This window comes from Bradyrhizobium sp. SHOUNA76 (assembly GCF_023006445.1).
Classification (GTDB): domain Bacteria; phylum Pseudomonadota; class Alphaproteobacteria; order Rhizobiales; family Xanthobacteraceae; genus Bradyrhizobium.
This window is the reverse complement of sequence record NZ_JALBHA010000064.1, coordinates 1-20,471: the sequence shown is the minus strand read 5'-3', so window position 1 is coordinate 20,471 and position 20,471 is coordinate 1. Positions and strand designations below refer to the sequence as shown.

Genomic DNA, 20,471 nt, shown 5'->3' with positions numbered 1-20,471 from the left:
GGGGCTGCCGCGCGTGGCTTCGGCCCGGTCGTGTTCGCCGGCTTCGCGGGAAGGGACCAGTCCCGCGCCTGTCGCGGTGGCCGGTTCGGCAGCGATCAGATTCGCCTGTTGCGTGACATTCCCCACGATCGCGCGGCCGCCGTCCTGCACCGACAGATTCTGCACGGTGATCGGACGCTCGCCGTTGCCTCGGTGGCGGTTGAGGGCTTCCATCTGGGCCGAGAAGGTGCGGGCCAGCCGGGTCAATGTGCGTGAGATGCCTTCCTGCTGCGAGAGGTTCTCGGTGAAGGCGAGCCGGCAGGCAGAACGCATTGTGGCGACGTGAACGGACACCATCTGTGCGGTCAGCATGGCCTCGAGGGAATCCCTGGGCGCGATGCCCTTCATCATCGAGATCATGAAGGCGAGATTGTCCTCGTCGGGTTTCTTCAGGATCACGCTGGCTTTCATCAATTGCTTGAGGATGCCATGCAGCGCGTCGCGGTCGACCGCGCCGAGCGCCTCGCCCATCAGTTGTTCGCCGGCCTGCGCGTCGGGATGCTCGATCACGATGCGTTGTCGGGTGAGCTTGATCCGCGGGCTGGCCCTGCTGCCGTCATACCTGGCGACGGGCGTCGTGCTGTTGCGTGTCAGGGTTGTCGTCATGTCGATATCTCCTTGGGCCCACGGTAGGGGCGAGCGGACTCGCGAGGGCGAGGCCGACCCGTGCCGCTGCCGTGCGGCGGTTGCGATTTTCAGATGTCAATGAGGGGTATGCGCGATTGAACGAGGCGCCTGTGGCCGGTCGGGCCGGGCGCTCACGGTTGTCGCGATGATGCCACTATACCCCTGTTTTGCCCGACGACACAAAATCGATTTCGTGCCATCCGAAGCTCGCGGCCCTCCCGTAAGTCCTTGTTTCGACAAGGGCGGTCTACTGTGCATGGGGTTGTTTTCGCATTTTTTGCTTGGATGCGGCGCGCACGTGCCGTGCGGCGGAATGCCGGTGCCCAAACGCGATTGCGAAATCCGGCGTGACCGCTATTCATGATCTTCGGATGCGTCGCGCCAACAAGCCTGCACAAGCGGCGCCGTGAGGTCCGGGGAGAGAACCAATGCAACGAACCGCCCGCCTGCTGGCGATCATCGCCGGACTGTGCGCCTCTGCGCTGTCGACGCAGGCCGTGGCGCAGAAATATCCGGTGCGGCCGGTCAAGGTCATGGTCGGCTTCAGCGCCGGCGGTCCGGTCGATGTCGTCGCGCGCATCATCGGTGATCGCCTGAGCAGCAAGCTCGGGCAGCCCTTCGTTGTCGAGAACCGCGCCGGCGCCAACGGCATGATCGCCGCCGAAGGCGTCGCGCGCGCGGATGCGGACGGCTACACGATGCTCGCCTGCAACTCGTCCACCATCACGCTCAACAAGACGCTGCTCAAGGACATCCGCTACGATCCGCAAGGCGACTTCGCGCCGCTCACCACCGTCGTGTCGGCGCCGCTCGTGCTCGTGGTCAATCCGGAGAATCCCAATACGGCTGATATCAAGACCGTGGCCGATCTCGTCGCCGCTGCGAGGGCCGCGCCCGGTGCACTGGCTTACGGCTCGGGCGGCAACGGCAACCTTGCCCATCTCGCCATGGAGTTGCTCAGCCAGAAGGCCGGGATCAAGATGATACACGTGCCCTATCGCGGCGGTTCCGCCGCCGAGGTCGGCCTCCTCGCGCAGGAGGTGCTGGCGGTTTTCGATCCGCTCTCCGCCGTGCCGCTGGTCAAGGCCGGCAAGCGGCGCGCGCTCGCGGTGTCGTCGGCCGATCGGCTGCCGGCGCTGCCCGATGTGCCGACCGTCGCGGAAGCAGGCTATCCCGGCTTCGACATCTCGTTCTGGGTCGGCTTCTTCATGCCGAAGTCGACGCCGGCGCCGATCCTGGAGACGTTGCACCGGGAGATCGTCGCGGCTGCCAAGGATCCGGCAATCGAGCAGAAGCTCGGCTCGCAGGGCGTCGTGTCCGTGCTCAGCCCGGCCGACTACGCCGCCAAGATCGCCAAGGAGACCAAGGAGCTCGCCGAGGTCGTGGCAGCGGCGAACATCAAGGCGGAGTGAGGGCATCTGTTTGCGCTTGCGCGTAGTGGCGCGGCTGGCTCCGCTGCACCTCTCTCGCTTGCGGGAGAGGGAGCGCACCTGTTTCCATCACAGGATTCCTATTCGCCGCCGGCCAGCTGCTCCAGCCGATCGAGCAGCGGGCGTTGTCCCGCGTTGATCCTCGTACGCGCCTCCTCGAGCGTGAACCATTCGGCACGATCGACCTCGGGAAAGGTCTGCCGTTCGCCGCTCCGTGGCGGCCATTCCATCTCGAAATTGTTGCTGCGAACGCTGCGCACGTCGAGTTCGAGCTCGGCCGCGAATGCGGTGACGAGCTTGCCGCCGCGCTGCTTGACCTGACCCAGCGCGGTCAATCGCATGGACGGCTCAAGTCCAAGCTCCTCGGCAAATTCGCGTCTCGCGGCAATCTCTGCATCCTCTTCGTCCGCATACTCGCCTTTCGGGATCGACCAGGCGCCGAGATCCTTGCTGCGCCAAAACGGCCCTCCGGGATGAACGAGGAGAACCTCGAGCGTCCGCCGCTTCCGATAGGCGATGATCCCGGCACTCTTCGATGGCATTGCAGGTTCCGTGCGGAAGCGGCTCGCCGTTCTCTCGGGAAAAAGTGGAACCGGCTGTTTTAGCGCAGGTTAGTAGCCAACGTTCATTTGATAAAAGGGAGTGAACCATGATCCGCCTGTTGGCAACCACCGCATTGGGGCTGGTGCTGGCGAACGCAGCCTTTGCGCAATCGCCCGGCACGACGACGAAGTCCGATCAGAGCCCGCCGTCCCAATCAAATTCCACAGCGCCGTCCACCGCTGCGCCGTCTGCGGCTGATAAGCAGCAGACCACATCGCAGCCGCAGCAATCACCGGCGACGGGAAACTCGGCGCAGACGACGCAGAGCACCGCGCCGTCATCCGGGGCCGCCAATTCCGGCTCCGCCACATCTAACAACGCGACGAACAGCACGGGCACCTCGCCGCCGCAGAGCGGTACGGCAAGCTCGAACACGACCGGCAACCAGCCTGCGTCTCAGCAGAGCACCAACCCGCCACCGGCGAACACCAACCAGGCGCAGGATCGGTCCAATCCGCCGCCCGCCAACAGCAATCAGGCCCAGCAGGCGCCCGCTGCATCCGGGACCAATCAGGCTCAGCAGGCGCCGGCTGCGCCAGCCGGCAATCAGGCCCAGGGCGAGCGGTCCAGCACCGGTTCACAGGCGGCCGCGCGGACCGACGTCAATCTCAACCGGCAGCAGGAGACCAAGATCAGCACCTCGATCTCGCGCCTGAACGTTCGGCCTGTGACCAGCGTCAATTTCTCGCTGAATGTCGGCACGGTGGTGCCGCGCGACGTTCATCTCTCGACACTGCCGCCTGACGTCGTCGAGATCGTGCCGCAATATCGCGGCTACAGCTTTGCGCTGGTCAAGGATCAGATCGTCGTGGTCGATCCAGCGAGCTACAAGATCGTGACGGTGCTGCCGTATTCGGGGCAGTCCACGGCGACCACGACGACCACCACGCGCGAGCGCAGCGCCAGCAAGTTCTCCGATCGCGATCGTGATGCGATCCGCAAGCATGCGAAGACTCGCACCGAAGGCCGGAGCGAGGCGCGGACCACCGGGAGCACCGCACGCACGGACATCCGCGTCGGCGACCGTCTCCCCGAGAGCGTCGAGGTCGAGGAATTCCCGAGCACGGTCTATCGGGACGCGCCGGATCTGCGGGAATACCGCTACATCCACCGCGACACTCGGACCTACGTCATCGAGCCTCGTGAGCGCCGTGTGATCGAGGAGATCGACTAGCGCGATAAATGTCGGAGCCACTCAAGCGAGTGGCTCCGAACACTAACCCGACGGCCGTTCGCGTGATGCGAAGCGAACGGCGCGGGCCTTCGCGCTCTTTCCGGCTGCGCGTGCCGCGATCATACTGCGTGCCTTGCCATGGGCCGTGGCATTCTTCCGAAGCATAATGGCGAACCGCTTGCGCGCGCGGTTCGTCGGTTGGCGCGCGGCAAGCTGCTCGGCCTTGCGAATGATGGTCGTGACCGAAGGCGTCAGGTTGACCGGAACCCAGGCGACGTCCTTTGTCTTCGAGAGACTGCCGAAACCTTCGCAAGGCGCCTCGCGCGGCAGGTCGATCCGGATCGCTAGCGCCTCGGATCGCTCGGTCCAGTCCTCGGCCTTGGTGCCGGTGATGATGCGGACATAGTCGCGCGTCTCGCGCGGCAGCTCGCTCTCTTTGGCAAGCCACTTCTGGATGCGGCCCGGGCCTGCATTGTAGGCGGCGGCCGCCAAGCCGAGATTGCCGAAATCGTCGCGCAGCTTGCGCAGGAATTTCGCCGATGCCGGCAGCGCCTTCATCGGATCGAAGGGGTCGTCGAGCCCAACCTCCGCAGCTGTTCCAGGCATGAACTGCGCGACGCCCTGGGCGCCGGCCTGGCTGACCTCGTTGGATTTGAAGCGGCTCTCCTGCCAGAGCAGGCGGGCAAAGAAGGGCACGGGAATGCCGCTGGCCTCGGCGGCCTCGCGAAGCGTGTGGCAGAATTTGTCTGTCGGTGAAACCGGCCCCTCGGCGATAGGTTCGGCCGCGCGCGGTGGCTCGATTGTTTCCTCATGCGCCGCGCGCGCGTTGGCGAGCTCGATGGCCTGCACGCTGGCAAGGAAGAGTTCGACCACTGGAACAAGTGGCGAGGCGTGATTGTTCTTGAGAACGGTGGTGTCGACGAGTGATGTTTGCCGGGACGCCGACGGATCGAGGTCGCACATCAGAATCAGGAACGCGGCGCAAGCCGCGACGACAAATCGCATTTGCTGGGCAACCTCGAACTGTGGGGTGAGCGGCCAGCGATGCGCCAGCGATAGGGAGTCATTAACCTTCCGATTGCGGCAAAGCTGCGGTCTCGTCGGTTCCTTCGGTGTTACTACGGTGTTCCCAAAAAGAAACTGCCCGCGGATTTGCGGATTGATTGGGACGATCATGATGCGATGGATGCTTGGCGTGGTGATGTCACTGTGGTTCGTCTGTCCGGCTCTCGCAGGCAATCTCGATGCGAAAGCGGTGAACGACGCTGCGCGTCCCGAAAAGCAGCCGGCCGCGGACAAGATCACCGCGCCGGTGACGAAGCTTCAGATTTTGCTCGATCGCGCGCAATTCTCCCCCGGCCAGATCGACGGTAAGCTCGGCGAAAACGCGCAGAAGGCGCTAAAGGCGTTTGCCGAGCAGAACGGTGTCGGCTTCGACAAGACGATCGCCCCTGAACTCTGGGACAAGCTGAACGCAGCGAGCGAAGGTTCTGTCATGGTCGATTACAAGATCACCGACGCAGATGTGAAGGGACCGTTTCTCAAGAAGCTGCCGGCCAAGCTCGATGACATGAAGTCGGTGGAGGCGCTGAGCTACACCAGTCCGCTCGAAGGTCTCGCGGAAAAATTCCACATGAGCGAAGAGTTGTTGAAGGCGCTCAATCCTGGAAAGGCGTTCGACAAAGTCGGCGGGACAATTGTCGTGGCCAACGTGGCGGCGCGACGCGAGCTTCCGCGCATCGCTCGGATCGAGATCGACAAGACGCACGCGACGCTGAAGGCTTACGAGGGGGCTGGTCGGCTGGTCGCGTTCTATCCGGCATCAATCGGCAGTCCGGATCGCCCGACGCCGACGGGGACGCTGAAGGTCACCGGCACCAATGAGTTGCCGACCTACCATTACAATCCGGAGTACAAGTTCAAGAGCGTGAAATCCAAGAGGCCCTTCGAGATCAAGCCGGGCCCGAACAATCCGGTGGGATCGTACTGGATCGGGCTATCGGAGCAGGGCTATGGCATCCACGGGACGGCGGAGCCCGACAGGGTCAGCAAGTCCGCGTCGCACGGCTGCGTCAGGCTCACCAATTGGGACGCTCGCGTGCTCGGCGAGAACGTCAAGCGCGGCACGCCCGTCGTCTTCCTCGATGCGCCGACGGAATCTTCCTCGAAGCAGCAGGGCAAGGCGGCCGGCAAGCGCGCCGCGAACTAATCCTTGAACTCGTCCTTGGGGAAATCCTTGCGCATCGCGATCTCGGCGGCATCGCCGGGCGACAGCACGGTCTGGTCGAAGGCGGCTTGGGGCTTCGTCATGATGTCGTAAAGCGAGATGCCTTTAATGGGCTTGCCCATGAGCTCGCGGACGCAGTCGGCGAGCGAGCCGTTGTAGACGAGATAGGGCGGACCTCTGTCCTTCTGCCTCTCGCCCTTCAGCGACGGCCACTTCTTCAACTCGGCCGGCGCGTCATAGGCGATCGGCGATCCCTCTTTGAACATGCGTCTGGTCCCGGTGGCCTGGATCGCGGGAATCCTAAGGCCGCCGGGTAAACAGGCGTTAAAGAATTAGTTCAAATCAGCCGGCAATGAAGGCGAGCAGCGTGCCGTTGGCCCTGGCTGGCGGCACGCAGATCGCAGCTCCACTGCGCACGGCCGCCGAGCCCAGCGCCATCTCCGTTGCCGCGAGATCGCCGCTGACGAGCACCAGCGCCGCGCCGCCACGCTCGGAGAGGCCGGCGAGCGGCACGCCGGGATAGCGCTTGGCGAGCTGGGCCAGCGTCAAATAGACGAAGTCGGCGCGATCGCCGCCGGAGGGCACCGTGACCGCGCCATCGGCTTCGGCCTTCGGCTCACGGTCGATCAGCCGTCCGAGATGCGCGGCTTCCTGCGCGGGTTCTGGTGTTGCGATCAGCGTCTGCTTGATCCGCTTGGCGGAATTGGCGTGCTGCATCAGCTCGGGAATCCACACGGTCTCACGGGTCTTGTGCTGGCAGGCGAAGATGCGCACGCCGCCGGGCGCTTCCGCGGTCGGCCACATGAAAGTGCGGAATTTTGCCGCGGAGATCGTGCCATTCGGCAGCGTCACCGGCCGTTCGAAATCAGTCGGACCGATCGGCGTCAGGCCGCGCGCGCGGATCTCCTCCGCGCCCGCGGCGGAATCGACCGCGGTGAAGGCGATACGCTCGATGCCTTCGCCGTGCTTGTCCAGGAACGCCCGCGCCGGCGCGTTGTGCTCGGTCGCAGTGAGCACGCCGAGCAGCTCCATATAGTCGGGGTCGAACATGATAGTGTAGTTGCCGGTGCCCATATGCGCACTATGCGTGCCGCGCGGGGAGACGGTGAAACCGAGTTGCCGGTAGGTCTCGGCGGCCTTGTCGAGGTCCTGCACCATGACCACGGCGTGGTCGATCCCGATGACGTTGTTGAGGGCCACTGTTCTTTCCCCGCGAATGCAAATTGACTTCAGGCCGCGCCGGCGACCGCAAGATCTTGTCTACGCCGGGTGAGCGGTCAAGTCATTTTCTAATCGACAGGCGATATGGAATTTCATTCCGCGAAATGCGGCATCGGCGCGTAGTGGCGTCGGCGCGCCTGCTCGATATAGGCGGCAAGGATCGCGCGCTCCTCGCTGGTCATCTCGGTGATGTTGCCCGGCGGCATCGCGCTCGACCAGGCCGCGACACGGCCGATCAGGCGGATGTTGCGATGGATGTGCTCGGGCGCATCGAGCAAAATGCCTTTCGGCGCGGTCACAATGCCGGCCCAGACCGGCTCGGCCGCATGGCACATGCTGCAACGGGACATCACGATCTCCTCGACGTTGGCGAGCGTCGGCTGAGACGACAGCGCGCTTGTCTTCACCCCGTGCGGGCCAGCCGCGGAAAGGAGGAGGATCGCGATCACGCCAATTGCCGCGACGCCCCACACCCACCACGGCGATTTGCGTCCCGCGTGGCGCTCGTTGAAGAAGTGGCGGATCACGGGGCCGAGCGCCAGGATGATCGCGACGATGATCCAGTTGAAGCGCGTGGCGTAGAGCAGGGGATAGTGGTTGCTGATCATCAACACGACGACCGGCAGGGTCAGATAGTTGTTGTGGACCGAACGCTCCTTGCTGGCCTTGCCCAGCTTTGGATCGGGTGCTTGCCCCGCGATCAGGCTGGCCACGATCTTCTTCTGGTTCGGGATGATCAGGGCAAAGACATTGGCCACCATGATGGTGCCGATGATCGCGCCGATCTGGTTGAAGGCGCCGCGGCCGCTCAGCACATGGGTGAACGCATAGGTCAGCGCGACCAGGAACAGATAGCCGCCGATGGCAAAGGGCAGCTCGCGCCGCGCAAGCCCGGTGCGGCAGGCGGCCTCGTAGAGCAGCCACGCCAGCGCGAGGCTGCACAAGCTGAACAGGCCGGCTTGCAATGGCGTGAGGTCGAGGATCGATTTGTCGACCAGGAACAGATCGGCCTCGAGATAATACACCACCACCATCAACGCGAATCCGGACAGCCAGGTGGTGTAGGCCTCCCATTTGAACCAGGTCAGCTCGTCCGGCATTTGATTGGGGGCCACCAGATATTTCATGATCCGGTAGAAGCCGCCGCCATGGACCTGCCAGGCTTCACCCTGCACGCCGTCGGGCAGCTCAGCCTTCGGCTTGAGGCTGAGATCGAGGGCAATGAAATAAAAGGAACTGCCGATCCAGGCGATCGCGGCGACCACGTGCAGCCAGCGGAGCAGCAGGCTCGCCCATTCCGATATGATGGATCCCCACATGATCATCCCGTCAATTGCGACAGCGATGCCGCAGCTTTGATGACCGCAACCCCCGCCCTAACAATGTGTCGCACCTATCCGCGGTGTTTTCCAGTACGATGGGCTGCACCTGATGCACATGGTGCGGGCATCAGCTGACGAGGGATGCGGCAGGGGCCTGCCGCGGTGGTATCGATGTTCGAGGCTGCAGTCCGGGAGGACAACGTGAAGAGCAGGATTCTGTCCGTAGCGATATCCGCGGGACTGCTGGTTGCGACCGGCGCGCAGGCCGAGCCGGTGCTGCAGGGCAAGGACGCTTATGGCGATTGGCGGGCCGACAAGCCCGGCACGGTCAGGCTGATCCGGCCGCAGGATCTGGTCAGGCCCGGTGCGACGCGGTCGGTGGCGAGCTCGTCGCGCGTGGTGCCGCGTCCGTCGGACGCGGAGCTTCAGGTGCCGGCAGGATTCAAGATAGAGCTGTTCGCCGAGGGCCTGCGCGCGCCGCGCATCATCAGGGTGGCGCCGAACGGCGATGTGTTCGTCGCGGAGACGCGGGCGGGCACCATCCGCGTGCTTCGCACTGGAGAGAGCGGCAAGGTCGCGACCAACGAGGTGTTTGCGACCGGGTTGAGGCAGCCATTCGGCATCGCCTTCTTTCCCAATGGCGACAACCCGCAATGGGTCTATGTCGCCAACACCGACGGCGTCGTTCGCTTTCCCTATCAGGCCGGCGATCTCAAGGCGCGCGGCAAGGCCGAGACCATCGTGGCGAGCCTGCCGCATGATGGCGGCCATTCCACCCGCGACATCGTCTTCACACCTGACAACAAGCGCATGTTGGTGTCGGTCGGCTCGCTCAGCAACGTCGCGGAAGGCATGGGTACGCCGCCGGGCGGAATGGAGGCGTGGTCGAAAGCGCAACCGCTCGGCGCGGCCTGGGCCAGCGAGACTGAGCGCGCCGCGGTGCTGACCTTCAATCCTGACGGCAAGGAGCGCAAGATCTACGCCACCGGCATCCGTAACTGTGTCGGCCTTGCGATGCAGCCGCAGACCGGACTGCCCTGGTGCTCGACCAACGAACGCGACGGCCTCGGCGACGATCTGGTGCCCGATTACGTGACCTCCGTGAAGGAGGGCGGCTTCTACGGTTGGCCATGGTTCTATATCGGTAACAACGAGGATCCGCGCCACGCCGGCGCGCGGCAGGACCTCAGGGACAAGGTGACGGTGCCCGATGTGCTGATTCAGCCGCATTCGGCGTCGCTCGGCATGACCTTCTATCAAGGCACGCAGTTTCCGTCCGAGTACAAGGGCGACGCTTTCGCCGCCGAGCACGGCTCGTGGAACCGGTCGAAGCGCACCGGCTACAAGGTGATCCGCATCAAGATGAAGGACGGCAAGCCGACGGGCGAGTATGAGGATTTCGTCACGGGGTTTGTCGTGAGCGACACGGAGGTGTGGGGCAGGCCGGTGGGCGTAGCGGTTGCGAAGGACGGATCGCTGCTGGTCTCGGAAGACGGCAACGGCACGATCTGGCGGGTGACGAGCACGCGGCAGTGACCATGAACCCTCTCCCCTTGTGGGCCTGTTGCGTTATTCGCCGATTGTGATTCCCTAGCGTGAACCTTAGGGGATCACGATGGCAGTGAAGCAGATAGGGCAGCCGAGTTATTGAGGCATGGTTACCGAAGGGGGCCGGTGCCAATGCGGCGTTGGAGCGGCTGGCCGGCTTGGTCAAATGATATCGCTTCGAGAAGCTGATGGCGCATTTGCGGGATGAAGGAAGCCCTGGCCGGCCGGGCTATCCGGTGCTGGTGCTGTTCCGTGCACTCCTGCTGCAATCGCTCTATGGTCTTTCGGAGCGCGAGCTCGAGGAGGCCTTGGGGGATCGTCTGTCATTCAAGCGCTTCGTGGGCCTCAGTCTTGAGGATGCAACGCCTGATCACACGGTCCTGAACCGCTTCCGGAACCAGCTTGTTGAGCAAGGCCTGCTGGAGAAGCTGTTTGGTGAACTCGATCGTCAGCTTGAGAATGCCGGCGTCATCCTCAAGCGCGGCACGAAGCTGGACGCAACCTTGATCCAAGCGGTGTCAGGGCCGCCGACGGAGGAACGAGCGTCGAACGATCCCGATGCCCGGTTCACCAGGCGGCAAGGCAAAAGCGGCACGACGACGAGCACAGGTGGAGACCACCTTCGCCACTCTCAAACGGCGCATGCGGCTGACCTGCATCCGCTATGTCGGCCTCGTCAAGGCAAGCGGGCAGATCCTGCTCGCCTCCATCGCATTCAACATGAGACGGTGGGCCGCGATCGCGGCTTGAGCCGTCCGCCGAGGGCACCAACCACCCCTTGTCGGCTCACTATCCCGACAACCGGCTCTCCCTGTGACTGTCGAGGCATCAAAAGCCAGTAGCGCAACAGGCCCACAGGGGAAGAAGGGAAGGGCAGCGTCTTTCGCCTCCGTTCACCCCCGTCTCACGCTCGCGCCGCCGTCCACCGGCAGCGTCACGCCGGTGATGAAGCCCGCTTCATCCGATGCCAGGAACAGCGCGGCGTTGGCGACGTCCCATCCGGTGCCCATTTTCTTTCGCAGCGGCACCTTGCTGTCGCGTTCGGCTTCGACCTCGGCGCGGGTCTTTTGCCATTCGCGGGCACGGGTATCGACGGCCATCGGCGTGTTCATCAGGCCGGGCAGGATGACGTTGGCGCGGATGCCGTATTCGGCGTTCTGGTAGGCGAGCTGTTCAGTGAAGGCGATCATCGCCGATTTCGTCGCCTTGTAGGCAACATAAGGGTAGGTCGTGATCGCCGCCATCGATGAGATGTTGATGATGGCGCCGCTTCGCTGCGCGCGCATGATCGGGATCACTTCTTTCGCGGCGAGGATGCAGCTCTTCAAATTGATCGCGACGACGCGGTCGAACGCCTCTTCGGTCAATTGCAGCAATTCGGCATCGCCGCCGGCAAGACTGACGCCGACATTGTTGTGCAGCACGTCGACCCGGCCCCAGCGCGATTGTGCATCCGCCACCATCGCCTTGATGTCGGCAGCCTTGGTCACGTCGGCCTTGAAGGCCGTTGCGGTGCCGTGTTCCGCGGCGATCATCGCAACCGTTTCCTGCGCCGACTCCAGATGATGGTCGACGCACAAGACCTTCGCGCCCTCGCGCGCGAAGGTCAGCGCAGTGGCGCGGCCGTTGCCCATGCCTTCGCCGGGGCTCTGGCCGGCGCCGACGACGATCGCAACCTTGTCCTTCAAGCGCATCTCATTCACTCCCCGACCCGAGTCCTGGTCATCCCCTTATTTTCGTGCAGATTAGCAACGGCCCCGCGCGGAGAGAAGGGCGCGGCTCCTGCGTTCATGTCATTGACATCACATGGAATTGCATGTTGCGGCCGGCCGATCGCCCATGGCTGCCCCTTGCGTATCGGAACCGTTCCGAGGTCGCCGCGTTTGTTGCGGAGCCCTTCCCGCGCTAGGCTCTGTCCCGGGGCTTCCCAACCGCCAGTGGCTTGCCGATGAATCTGCTCGATCCACAAGGGCCCGTGGCTGCGGCCAACAGCACCATTCTGGTCGATTCCGTCTTCATCATGCTCGTGATCGTGGTGCCGACCATTGTCGCGATCCTGGCCTTTGCGTTCTGGTTTCGCGCCTCTAATCCGCGCGCGCGGTTTCAGCCGGACTTCGTCTATTCCGGCCGGGTCGAGATGGTGGTGTGGGCCATTCCGGCGCTCACCGTCATCCTGCTCGGCGGCGTCGCCTGGATCGGCTCGCATCAGCTCGATCCCGCAGCACCCGTGCCGGGCACCGGCAGCCCGGTCCGCATCCAGGCCGTCTCGCTCGACTGGAAATGGCTGTTCATCTATCCGGATCAGCGCATTGCAACAGTCAACACGCTGACGGTGCCTGCCGGCGCCGAGCTGAATTTCCAGCTGACGTCATCGAGCGTGATGAACACGTTCTTCATCCCGCAACTCGGCAGCATGATCTACACCATGAACGGCATGGTGACGAAGCTGAACCTGCGCGCCGACAATGAAGGCAAGCTGCAGGGACTGTCGGCGCATTTCTCCGGCGACGGGTTTCCGGACATGATGTTCGACGTCAACGTGATCTCGCCGCTCGCCTTTCCGGAATGGGTGGCGACGACGGCGAAGGCCGATGCCGTGCTGAATGAGGACAGCTACAAGAAGCTGATGCAGCAGGGCATCGAGAAGGGCAGGCCGACCTATCGTCTCGAAGACCCGCGCCTGTTCGACCTGATCGCGACCCAGCACATTCCGCCAGGTCCAGGACCGGAGCTCGCATCCGAAGCGGGCCGGCCGCACAGTGGAGGCCATGATGCTCGGTAAGCTCGATTGGTCGGCCATCCCGTTCGACCAGCCGATTCCACTGATTGCGGGCGCAGTGGTGCTGATCGCGATCCTCGCGGTGCTGGTCTGGGTCGTGGTGAAGGGACATCTGCCCTATCTCTGGCACGAATGGATCACCAGCGTCGATCACAAGCGGATCGGCGTCATGTACATCCTGCTGGCTTCGGTCATGCTGCTGCGCGGCGGCAGCGACGCCATCATGATGCGCATCCAGCAGGCCATCGCCTATCAGTCGCAGGGCTATCTGCCGCCGGAGCACTACAACCAGATCTTCTCGGCGCACGGCACCATCATGATCTTCTTCGTGGCGATGCCCTTCGTGATCGGGCTGATGAACCTCGTCGTGCCGCTCCAGCTCGGCGTGCGCGACGTCGCGTTCCCGACGCTCAATTCGGTCGGGTTCTGGCTGACCGCGACCGGCGCGCTGCTGGTCAATCTCTCGCTCGTCATCGGCGAATTCGCGCGCACCGGCTGGCTCGCCTTTCCGCCGCTGTCGGGACTGTCCTATTCACCGGGGGTCGGCGTCGATTACTACGCCTGGTCGTTGCAGATATCCGGCGTTGGCACGCTGGTGGCCGGCATCAACCTCGTCACCACCGTGCTGAAGCTGCGCACCAAAGGCATGAACTATCTGCGCATGCCGATGTTCTGCTGGACCACGCTGGCCTCGAACCTCCTCATCGTCGCGGCCTTCCCGATTCTCACCGCCACGCTCGCGATGCTCTTGCTCGACCGTTACCTCGGCTTCCACTTCTTCACCAACGAGGCCGGCGGCAACGTCATGATGTTCATGAATTTGATCTGGGCCTGGGGCCATCCCGAGGTTTACATCCTGGTGCTGCCGGCATTCGGTATCTTCTCCGAGGTGGTCTCGACCTTCTCCGGCAAGGCGCTGTTCGGCTATCGTTCGATGGTGCTCGCGACCATGGCAATCTGCGTCGTCTCCTTCATGGTCTGGCTGCACCATTTCTTCACGATGGGTGCGGGCCCCGACGTGAACGCCATCTTCGGCATCGCCAGCATGATCATCGCGATACCGACAGGCGTGAAGATCTACAATTGGCTGTTCACGATGTATGGCGGCCGCATCCGTTTCTCGACGCCGATGCTGTGGTCGGTCGGCTTCATGGTGACATTCATCATCGGCGGTCTGACGGGCGTCCTGCTCGCCGTGCCGCCGGCTGATTTCATGCTTCACAACAGCATGTTCCTGGTGGCGCATTTCCACAATGTCATCATCGGCGGCGTGCTTTTCGGCGCCTTTGCCGGCTTCGAATATTGGTTTCCGAAGGCGTTCGGCTTCCGTCTCGACGAGCGCTGGGGCAAGGCCGGGTTCTGGTTCACCTTCCTTGGCTTCTTCATCACCTTCATCCCGCTCTATATCGCCGGCATGCTCGGCATGACGCGGCGGATGCAGCATTATGACGTTGCGGCGTGGCGGCCCTGGATGATCGTTGCAGCCGCTGGCATGGCCGTGCTGACGATCGGCGTGATCTGCCAGATCGTGCAGCTCGTGGTCAGCATTCGCAATCGCGAGGCTCTGCGCGACCGCACTGGCGATCCCTGGGATGGCCGCTCGCTGGAATGGGCGACCTCGTCGCCGCCGCCCGTGTTCAATTTCGCCTTCAACCCGGATGTGCGCGGCGAGGACGCTTATTGGCACATGAAGGCTCACGCCCAGCAGCAATCGCTCGAACGCGACGGGCCGGAATATCAGGACATCGAGATGCCCCGGAATTCCCCGACCGGCTTCGTCTGCGCGTTCTTCGCCACCATCATGGGCTTCGCGCTGATCTGGCACATCTGGTGGATGGTGATTCTGGGCGGCTTGGGCGCGTGTGCGACCTTCGTCGTGTTCGCCTGGCGGGACCACGACGAATACGTCATCCCGGCCGAGGAGGTCGCGACGATAGACCGCGTCAATATTGAGGAGCGGCGCAGCCTTGTCAGCATGGCGGGGACCGTCTGATGACGATGACCGCGACAGCCGGCCACGCGCACGCCGATCCTCATCACATCGGCGTCGTGATAGAGCATCCCGGACCCGCGTCGAAGCGGATCGTGACCGCCTACGGCTTCTGGATCTTCCTGCTCTCCGACATCGTGATGTTCTCCTGCTTCTTTGCAGCCTACGCGGTGCTGTCCGGCCAGACCGCGGACGGCCCCAAAGGCTCGGAGATTTTCGAGCAGAAGAACGTCGCGATCGAGACGGTCTGCCTGCTCTTGTCGAGCTTCACCTGCGGCATGGCCAGCATCGCGGCCGATGTGCGCAACCGGTTCTGGTTCTATCTCGGCATGAGCGTGACCTGCGTGCTCGGGCTGATATTCCTCGTTCTCGAGTTCCGCGAATTCGCCGATCTCGTCGCGCGCGGCTATGGCCCGTCCCGCAGCGCGTTCCTGACCGCATTCTTCTCGCTGGTCGGCTGCCACGGCCTGCATGTCTCCGCCGGCGTGTTGTGGCTGCTCACCATGATGGCCCAGGTGTTCGCCAAGGGCTTCCGTGCCGACATATTGCGGCGGATGATGTGCTTTGCGCTGTTCTGGCATGCGCTCGACATCATCTGGGTCGCAGTGTTCTCCGTCGTCTACCTGCTGGGGAGTGCCGCATGAGCGATCAGACGCATATGCCCGCCGGGCACGATCTCGCGCCGGGTGACGAAGAGCAACACAGTGTCGGCACCCGCATCGTCGGCTACGTCGTCGGCCTTGTCCTGGCGCTGCTGCTCACGGCGACGTCGTTCTTCATCGCCGGCACCGATCTGGTCTGGCAACCGTCCATCCCGGTCGCGCTGATCGTGCTCGCGATCGCGCAGATGGGCGTGCATCTGGTGTTCTTCCTGCACATCACCACCGGCCCGGACAACACCAACAACGTGCTGGCGCTCGCCTTCGGGCTGCTGGTGGTCTTCCTCGTGGTCGGCGGGACGGTCTGGATCATGGCGCATCTGAACGCCAACATGCCGCCGATGGACCACATCATGCGGATGCAGTGATAGAACCCGCCCCAAAAAGAAGAGCCGCTTGTGATGACAAGCGGCCCAAGTCTAGGGAGGAAACGCCCGAGCAAGGCAATCGGGCCGGAGCCGGATTGCCGCCAAGGAAACGCACGCGCAAGCGCTTGCGTCCGCATACAAATGCGGCAACTCCCGATGAAGTTCAAATCCGGATCAATACGGTCCCGGACTACCACTCAGGGGTGCGTGAACGATTTTTTCACTTTGGCCGGCGGCAATTATAGGCCTTGCGGAAGCCGGCGGCCTGGGCGTCGTCCTCCGAGCAGAACCAGCGGTCCGGCTTGGTGGTTGCCGGGTAGCTTGGGCAGCCCCGCAGATGATAGATGCCGATATTGCCGGTGACGCGCGCGCGTACCGCAAGCTTGCCCTTGATGCTGCAGCTCGGCGGCATCGTCAGCTCTTCCGGGAACAGCACGGTGCGGATTTCCTTGTCGCGGTCCTGGCGGCAGGCAGCGCCCAGCAATGCGCCGTCCTTCTTGCCGGCGCGGAAGTCCTGCGGTGCAACAAAGCAGCCTTTCCAGATGCCGACGGCGGCTGTCTTGGCTTCGGTCGCGGCCGGCTTGACGTTCGCTTTGATCGGCTCCCGCGCGACAGCAAAGCCGAGCTTGACCAGCTGTTCGTTCAAAGTCGATTTGTCGCCCTCGGCCGTGCAGATCGCCCGGTGCCGCTTGCCAAAACTCTTCTCCGGCCCGACATCGTCACAGCGCACAGTCCGCTTGCCGATCAGCTTGGTCAGCTGGTCGCGAGCCTCGATGCCGCAGGTCCAGGAATCGGCGTGATCGTCGATACAGACTTGGTCCAGTTCGGGCGCGTCGACGCCGTCGAGCCGATAGGTGGCGTCGCCAAGCTGGATGGAATTGCCGTCGCGGACCGTCGCGGCGGCGGTCAGCGCGGAAGCCGGCTCGGAGGACGCCAGGAATCCGGGGAGGGCGAAAAACCCAACGAGCGCAAAAGCGCGGGCGGCGGCAAAGACATTTCGGAAGGACATACGGTCTCGCTATCGATGGCTCGGGCGCCTGTTCCTAGCATCCGGACGTGGCGATACCAATGGTCTGCACCCTGCGAAGTGCGACATTCCGGCCTCGCGGCTTTACTCCCCGCCCGCTCTGATCCTATCGTCCACGGGCCTTACTGACCGTACAGGCCGAATCGCCCGGAAAGCGGCGAGGGCGGGAGGAAAAGGTTGCGATGAAAGACCCCGTGGACGTCCTGATCATCGGCGCCGGCGCTTCGGGCGCCGCGGTGGCGTGGTCGCTGGCCGAGACCAAGATGCACATTCTCTGCCTGGAGCAGGGCGGCTGGATGAACCCGGCGGAATATCCAAGCACGGGCCGGGACTGGGAGGCGAAATTCTATGGCGAATGGTCGTCGAGCCCGAACGTTCGCGGCCGGCCCGAGGACTATCCTGTCAACGACGACAATTCGCCGATCAAGGTCGTCAACTACAACGCGGTCGGCGGCTCGACGGTGATGTACACCGCGCACTGGCCGCGGCTGCATCCCTCCGATTTCAAGGTGAAGACGCTGGACGGCGTCGCCGACGACTGGCCGATCGACTACGACGCGCTGACCCCGTTCTTCGAAGAGAACGACCGTATGATGGGCACGTCCGGCCTGTCAGGCGATCCGCTCTCGCCGCTGACGCATCCGCCGATGCCGCAGCAGCCGCTCGGATTGTCCGGCGCCATCATCGGCAAGGCCATGAACAAGCTCGGCTGGCACTGGTGGCCGTCGGACACGACGGTCGCGACGATGGACTATGAGGGCCGCGCCCGCTGCATCAATCTCGGCCATTGCACGCCGGCTTGTGCGCAGGGCGCGAAGTCTTCCACCGACATCACCTATTGGCCGCATGCGGTCCGCGCTGGCGTCGAGCTGCGCACCCATTGCCGGGTGCGCGAGGTCACCACCGACGAGAACGGCATGGCTTCGGGCGTGGTCTATTACGACAAGGACGGCGTCGAGCAGTTCCAGCCGGCGCATGTCGTCATCATCGCGTGCAACGGCGTCGGCACGCCGCGACTGCTGCTGAACTCGGCGTCCTCGCGCTTTCCGAACGGCCTTGCCAATTCGTCAGGCCTCGTCGGCAAGAACCTGATGTTCCATCCTTATGCGCAGATCTACGGTTACGTGAAGGAGCCGACAGATAGCAACCGCGCGCCGCCGACCTGTTTGTGGAGCAAGGAGTGGTACGACACCGACCTCTCGCGCGGCTTCGTCCGCGGCTACGGCGTCCAGTTCGTGCGCGGGGCAGGGCCGGTGTTCGAGGCTGTCGTCAGCGAGCAGAAGGGCATTCTGCCCTGGGGCGAGGATCATCACCGCGTCTTCCGCAAGCTCAACGGCCATCGGCTGGGGTTCTCTGCAATCTGCGAGGATTTGCCGGAGGAGCATAACCAGGTCACGCTCGATCCGGTGCTGAAGGACAGCCACGGCATTCCCGCGCCGAAGATCGACTACACGATCAGCGAGAACAGCCGGAAGATGATGGAGCACGCGCTGGCGCGGGGCCGGGAGGTCCTCGAGACCGCCGGGGCGACCGACATCTGCATCAACTCGCCGATCCCCTGGGGCGGCTGGCACCTGCTCGGCACCGCACGGATGGGCACCGATCCCGCGCGCTCCGTCGTCAACGAATGGGGCCGCACGCACGATGTGAAGAACCTCTTCATCGTCGACGGCAGCATCTTCGTCACCTCGGGCGGGGTGAACCCGACCTCCACCATCCAGGCCCTTGCGCTCTACATCGCCGACCAGATGAAGCAGCGCCTCGCCAATTTGTTCGATTGAGAATGATGATGCGCAAATCTCACAGCGTGCTAGGTGCACCTCTCCCGCTTGCGGGAGAGGTCGGCACGAAGTGCCGGGTGAGGGCTCTCTCCTCTGGGGGAGCCTCTTTGCGGAGACACCCTCTCCCCAACCCTCCCCCGCAAGCGGGGGAGGGAGCGCACCGTCACTGCGGAGGATACAATGCCTGATCAACTCTCTCTCTCGCCTCGGCAGCGCGATGACCTCCGTACCGTCGCTGCGATGATCGTACCCGCCAGCGACGAGTATAAGGTGCCCGGCGCAGACGATCCCGCGATCCAGGGCGATATCCTCGCTACGCTCGGCCGCGACACCAAATTGGTGACAGCGGCCCTGGATCATCTGGCGCGGCTGGCAGGTCAGCCGCTCGCCGGGCTCGATGCTGCCAGGCGCGATGCGGTGGCGCAGGAGTTCCGCGAGCACGGCGGCGCGGCTGCCGCAACGCTCGCCCGCGTCGTGCTACAATGCTATTATCGCGACGATCGCGTGCTGCACTCGCTCGGACTTGAGCCGCGCGCGCCGTTTCCCAAGGGCCATGTGCTTCCGGACGGCGACTGGTCATTGCTCGATCCGGTCAGGGCAAGACCTGTCAGCCTGAGAAGGGCACCCTAGCCACCTGGGTAGTCCAGCCCTGCGCTCCGGGCGCGCACCTTGTGCGGCAGGGAACAGGCCACCATCTGTGTGAGCCTTCAAGGACTCTTGCCATGCTGGATATTACCTCAGATATCGCCGATGACGCACCGTCATCGCGAACGGCGGCGGCTGCTCCGGTCGATGACCGGGCGCTGCTGGATGCCTATTCCAATGCCGTGATCGACGTGACCGACCGCGTCGGCCCTGCCGTCGTGCGCGTCGAGACCGGGCCAAAAGTGCCGAACGGCCGCGAGCGCGGCGGGCTCGGTTCGGGCATCGTGATCTCGCCGGACGGGCTCGTCCTCACCAACAGCCACGTGGTCGGCACCTCGAAGGAGATCCGGCTGCGGGACGTCGAGGGCCATGTCGGCGAGGCCCAGGTGCTCGGCGCCGATCCCGACACCGATCTTGCGCTGCTGCGGGCCAACGGCGTGCGGCATCTGCCCTATGCCGCGCTCGGCAATTCCAAGACCTTGCGCCGCGGCCAGCTCGTGATCGCGATCGGCAATCCGCTCGGCTTCGAATCGACCGTGACCGCCGGCGTGGTCTCAGCGCTCGGACGCTCGATCCGCTCGGTCAGCGGCCGCACCATCGAGGACGTGATCCAGACCGATGCCGCGCTCAATCCCGGCAATTCCGGTGGTCCCCTGGTGTCGTCGAATGCCGAGGTGATCGGCATCAACACCGCCATCATCAACGGCGCGCAGGGCATCTGCTTCGCGGTTGCCAGCAACACCGCGCAATTCGTGCTGTCGGAGATCATCCGCCACGGCTATGTCCGCCGCGCCTATATCGGCGTCGCCGGACAGACCGCACCGGTGCCGCGGCGGCATGCAGTGCTGGCCGGCATCGAAAACAAGATGGGCGCGCTGCTCGCCCAGATCGAGCCGGATGGTCCGGCGGCGAAGGCGGGGCTGCTGCCCGGCGACGTCGTGATCAGGCTCGACGGCATCGAGATCAAGGGCGTCGACGATCTGATCCGCGTGCTCGACCGCGACCGTATCGGCCGGCGGCTCGCCATGGAC

General features: G+C 64.0%; 20 protein-coding genes and 1 pseudogene. 13 read left to right on the top strand and 8 right to left on the bottom strand.

What is annotated here, in order from left to right; all coding sequences use genetic code 11:
* Positions 1 to 645 (bottom strand): hypothetical protein (locus MOV74_RS10850; protein WP_246921310.1); only part of this gene is annotated, 645 nt, incomplete at its 3' end.
* Positions 646 to 1,094: 449 nt separating this feature from the next.
* Between MOV74_RS10850 and MOV74_RS10845 the strand changes: the two genes are divergently transcribed.
* Positions 1,095 to 2,078 carry a tripartite tricarboxylate transporter substrate binding protein gene (locus MOV74_RS10845; RefSeq protein ID WP_246921307.1) on the top strand — a complete coding sequence of 328 codons (984 nt, stop codon included), beginning with the start codon at positions 1,095 to 1,097 and terminating at the stop codon, positions 2,076 to 2,078.
* Positions 2,079 to 2,176: 98 nt separating this feature from the next.
* Here the strand turns inward: MOV74_RS10845 and MOV74_RS10840 are convergent, their stop codons facing one another.
* A complete protein-coding gene (locus MOV74_RS10840) occupies positions 2,177 to 2,638 on the bottom strand; it encodes an NUDIX domain-containing protein (RefSeq protein WP_246921303.1) in 462 nt (153 codons plus the stop codon).
* A gap of 107 nt (positions 2,639 to 2,745) precedes the next feature.
* Here MOV74_RS10840 and MOV74_RS10835 point away from each other — a divergent pair, with 107 nt between their 5' ends.
* Complete coding sequence (locus tag MOV74_RS10835; RefSeq protein ID WP_246921300.1) at positions 2,746 to 3,873, top strand: DUF1236 domain-containing protein; 1,128 nt, start codon at positions 2,746 to 2,748, stop codon at positions 3,871 to 3,873.
* Positions 3,874 to 3,915: 42 nt separating this feature from the next.
* On the opposite strand, the gene MOV74_RS10830 is transcribed toward MOV74_RS10835, so the two are convergent.
* Positions 3,916 to 4,878, bottom strand: coding sequence for a lytic transglycosylase domain-containing protein (locus MOV74_RS10830; RefSeq protein ID WP_246921297.1), 963 nt, complete (start codon positions 4,876 to 4,878; stop codon positions 3,916 to 3,918).
* Between the two features lie 169 nt (positions 4,879 to 5,047).
* Here MOV74_RS10830 and MOV74_RS10825 point away from each other — a divergent pair, with 169 nt between their 5' ends.
* Complete coding sequence (locus tag MOV74_RS10825; protein ID WP_246921313.1) at positions 5,048 to 6,082, top strand: L,D-transpeptidase family protein; 1,035 nt, start codon at positions 5,048 to 5,050, stop codon at positions 6,080 to 6,082.
* Here the strand turns inward: MOV74_RS10825 and MOV74_RS10820 are convergent.
* From MOV74_RS10820 to MOV74_RS10810, 3 genes are all read right to left on the bottom strand, one after another.
* On the bottom strand, positions 6,079 to 6,366 hold the full coding sequence (locus MOV74_RS10820; protein ID WP_246921294.1) for a hypothetical protein: 288 nt from the start codon (positions 6,364 to 6,366) through the stop codon (positions 6,079 to 6,081). The genes MOV74_RS10825 and MOV74_RS10820 overlap by 4 nt on opposite strands.
* Before the next feature lie 76 nt (positions 6,367 to 6,442).
* Positions 6,443 to 7,300, bottom strand: coding sequence for a VOC family protein (locus MOV74_RS10815; protein WP_246921291.1), 858 nt, complete (start codon positions 7,298 to 7,300; stop codon positions 6,443 to 6,445).
* A 113-nt stretch (positions 7,301 to 7,413) separates the two neighbouring features.
* Positions 7,414 to 8,640 carry a urate hydroxylase PuuD gene (locus tag MOV74_RS10810; protein WP_246921289.1) on the bottom strand — a complete coding sequence of 409 codons (1,227 nt, stop codon included), beginning with the start codon at positions 8,638 to 8,640 and terminating at the stop codon, positions 7,414 to 7,416.
* A 204-nt stretch (positions 8,641 to 8,844) separates the two neighbouring features.
* On the opposite strand from MOV74_RS10810, the gene MOV74_RS10805 reads away from it, so the two are divergent.
* The 3 genes and pseudogenes from MOV74_RS10805 to MOV74_RS41260 all read left to right on the top strand — a co-directional run bounded on the left by MOV74_RS10805 (position 8,845) and on the right by MOV74_RS41260 (position 10,941).
* Positions 8,845 to 10,179: a sorbosone dehydrogenase family protein gene (locus MOV74_RS10805; protein ID WP_246921286.1), complete on the top strand. Its 1,335-nt coding sequence runs from the start codon at positions 8,845 to 8,847 to the stop codon at positions 10,177 to 10,179.
* Positions 10,180 to 10,379: 200 nt separating this feature from the next.
* Positions 10,380 to 10,571, top strand: a pseudogene (locus MOV74_RS41265) (transposase); the annotation flags it as partial.
* A 178-nt stretch (positions 10,572 to 10,749) separates the two neighbouring features.
* A complete protein-coding gene (locus MOV74_RS41260; RefSeq protein ID WP_309486942.1) occupies positions 10,750 to 10,941 on the top strand; it encodes a transposase in 192 nt (63 codons plus the stop codon).
* Between the two features lie 143 nt (positions 10,942 to 11,084).
* Here MOV74_RS41260 and MOV74_RS10795 read toward each other — a convergent pair whose 3' ends face one another.
* Positions 11,085 to 11,885, bottom strand: a complete 801-nt coding sequence (locus tag MOV74_RS10795) for an SDR family NAD(P)-dependent oxidoreductase (RefSeq protein WP_246921283.1) — start codon at positions 11,883 to 11,885, stop codon at positions 11,085 to 11,087.
* Between the two features lie 254 nt (positions 11,886 to 12,139).
* Here MOV74_RS10795 and MOV74_RS10790 point away from each other — a divergent pair, with 254 nt between their 5' ends.
* Genes MOV74_RS10790 through cyoD form a run of 4 tightly spaced genes read left to right on the top strand, consistent with a single transcriptional unit; the run spans position 12,140 to position 15,987 of the window.
* The gene (locus MOV74_RS10790; RefSeq protein ID WP_246921281.1) at positions 12,140 to 12,973 is read left to right on the top strand and encodes a cytochrome ubiquinol oxidase subunit II; all 834 of its coding nucleotides are present in this window, start codon (positions 12,140 to 12,142) and stop codon (positions 12,971 to 12,973) included.
* On the top strand, positions 12,963 to 14,963 hold the full coding sequence (cyoB, locus tag MOV74_RS10785) for a cytochrome o ubiquinol oxidase subunit I (RefSeq protein WP_246921279.1): 2,001 nt from the start codon (positions 12,963 to 12,965) through the stop codon (positions 14,961 to 14,963). The genes MOV74_RS10790 and cyoB overlap by 11 nt, the downstream gene beginning before the upstream one ends.
* Positions 14,963 to 15,604: a cytochrome (ubi)quinol oxidase subunit III gene (locus MOV74_RS10780; protein ID WP_246921277.1), complete on the top strand. Its 642-nt coding sequence runs from the start codon at positions 14,963 to 14,965 to the stop codon at positions 15,602 to 15,604. The genes cyoB and MOV74_RS10780 overlap by 1 nt, the downstream gene beginning before the upstream one ends.
* Entirely contained in the window at positions 15,601 to 15,987 is a 387-nt protein-coding gene (gene cyoD / locus MOV74_RS10775) for a cytochrome o ubiquinol oxidase subunit IV (protein ID WP_246921275.1), read from the top strand. Before MOV74_RS10780 ends, cyoD begins: the two co-directional genes overlap by 4 nt.
* Positions 15,988 to 16,207: 220 nt before the next feature.
* Here the strand turns inward: cyoD and MOV74_RS10770 are convergent, their stop codons facing one another.
* Entirely contained in the window at positions 16,208 to 16,996 is a 789-nt protein-coding gene (locus tag MOV74_RS10770; RefSeq protein WP_246921273.1) for a thermonuclease family protein, read from the bottom strand.
* Between the two features lie 200 nt (positions 16,997 to 17,196).
* Between MOV74_RS10770 and MOV74_RS10765 the strand changes: the two genes are divergently transcribed.
* From MOV74_RS10765 to MOV74_RS10755, 3 genes are all read left to right on the top strand, one after another.
* On the top strand, positions 17,197 to 18,795 hold the full coding sequence (locus MOV74_RS10765) for a GMC family oxidoreductase (RefSeq protein WP_246921270.1): 1,599 nt from the start codon (positions 17,197 to 17,199) through the stop codon (positions 18,793 to 18,795).
* A 180-nt stretch (positions 18,796 to 18,975) separates the two neighbouring features.
* Positions 18,976 to 19,425: a hypothetical protein gene (locus tag MOV74_RS10760; RefSeq protein ID WP_246921268.1), complete on the top strand. Its 450-nt coding sequence runs from the start codon at positions 18,976 to 18,978 to the stop codon at positions 19,423 to 19,425.
* Positions 19,426 to 19,517: 92 nt separating this feature from the next.
* On the top strand, positions 19,518 to 20,471 hold a 954-nt coding region (locus MOV74_RS10755), incomplete at its 3' end, for a S1C family serine protease (protein ID WP_246921266.1).

Bases quoted from the DNA above. Each gene is read 5' to 3' on its own strand.
- MOV74_RS10845 (WP_246921307.1), top strand. From the start codon at position 1,095: ATGCAACGAACCGCCCGCCTGCTGGCGATCATCGCCGGACTGTGCGCC.
- MOV74_RS10840 (WP_246921303.1), bottom strand. From the start codon at position 2,638: ATGCCATCGAAGAGTGCCGGGATCATCGCCTATCGGAAGCGGCGGACG.
- MOV74_RS10835 (WP_246921300.1), top strand. From the start codon at position 2,746: ATGATCCGCCTGTTGGCAACCACCGCATTGGGGCTGGTGCTGGCGAAC.
- MOV74_RS10830 (WP_246921297.1), bottom strand. From the start codon at position 4,878: ATGCGATTTGTCGTCGCGGCTTGCGCCGCGTTCCTGATTCTGATGTGC.
- MOV74_RS10825 (WP_246921313.1), top strand. From the start codon at position 5,048: ATGATGCGATGGATGCTTGGCGTGGTGATGTCACTGTGGTTCGTCTGT.
- MOV74_RS10820 (WP_246921294.1), bottom strand. From the start codon at position 6,366: ATGTTCAAAGAGGGATCGCCGATCGCCTATGACGCGCCGGCCGAGTTG.
- MOV74_RS10810 (WP_246921289.1), bottom strand. From the start codon at position 8,640: ATGTGGGGATCCATCATATCGGAATGGGCGAGCCTGCTGCTCCGCTGG.
- MOV74_RS41260 (WP_309486942.1), top strand. From the start codon at position 10,750: ATGCCCGGTTCACCAGGCGGCAAGGCAAAAGCGGCACGACGACGAGCA.
- MOV74_RS10795 (WP_246921283.1), bottom strand. From the start codon at position 11,885: ATGCGCTTGAAGGACAAGGTTGCGATCGTCGTCGGCGCCGGCCAGAGC.
- MOV74_RS10790 (WP_246921281.1), top strand. From the start codon at position 12,140: ATGAATCTGCTCGATCCACAAGGGCCCGTGGCTGCGGCCAACAGCACC.
- cyoB (WP_246921279.1), top strand. From the start codon at position 12,963: ATGCTCGGTAAGCTCGATTGGTCGGCCATCCCGTTCGACCAGCCGATT.
- MOV74_RS10780 (WP_246921277.1), top strand. From the start codon at position 14,963: ATGACGATGACCGCGACAGCCGGCCACGCGCACGCCGATCCTCATCAC.
- cyoD (WP_246921275.1), top strand. From the start codon at position 15,601: ATGAGCGATCAGACGCATATGCCCGCCGGGCACGATCTCGCGCCGGGT.
- MOV74_RS10770 (WP_246921273.1), bottom strand. From the start codon at position 16,996: ATGTCCTTCCGAAATGTCTTTGCCGCCGCCCGCGCTTTTGCGCTCGTT.
- MOV74_RS10765 (WP_246921270.1), top strand. From the start codon at position 17,197: ATGAAAGACCCCGTGGACGTCCTGATCATCGGCGCCGGCGCTTCGGGC.
- MOV74_RS10760 (WP_246921268.1), top strand. From the start codon at position 18,976: ATGCCTGATCAACTCTCTCTCTCGCCTCGGCAGCGCGATGACCTCCGT.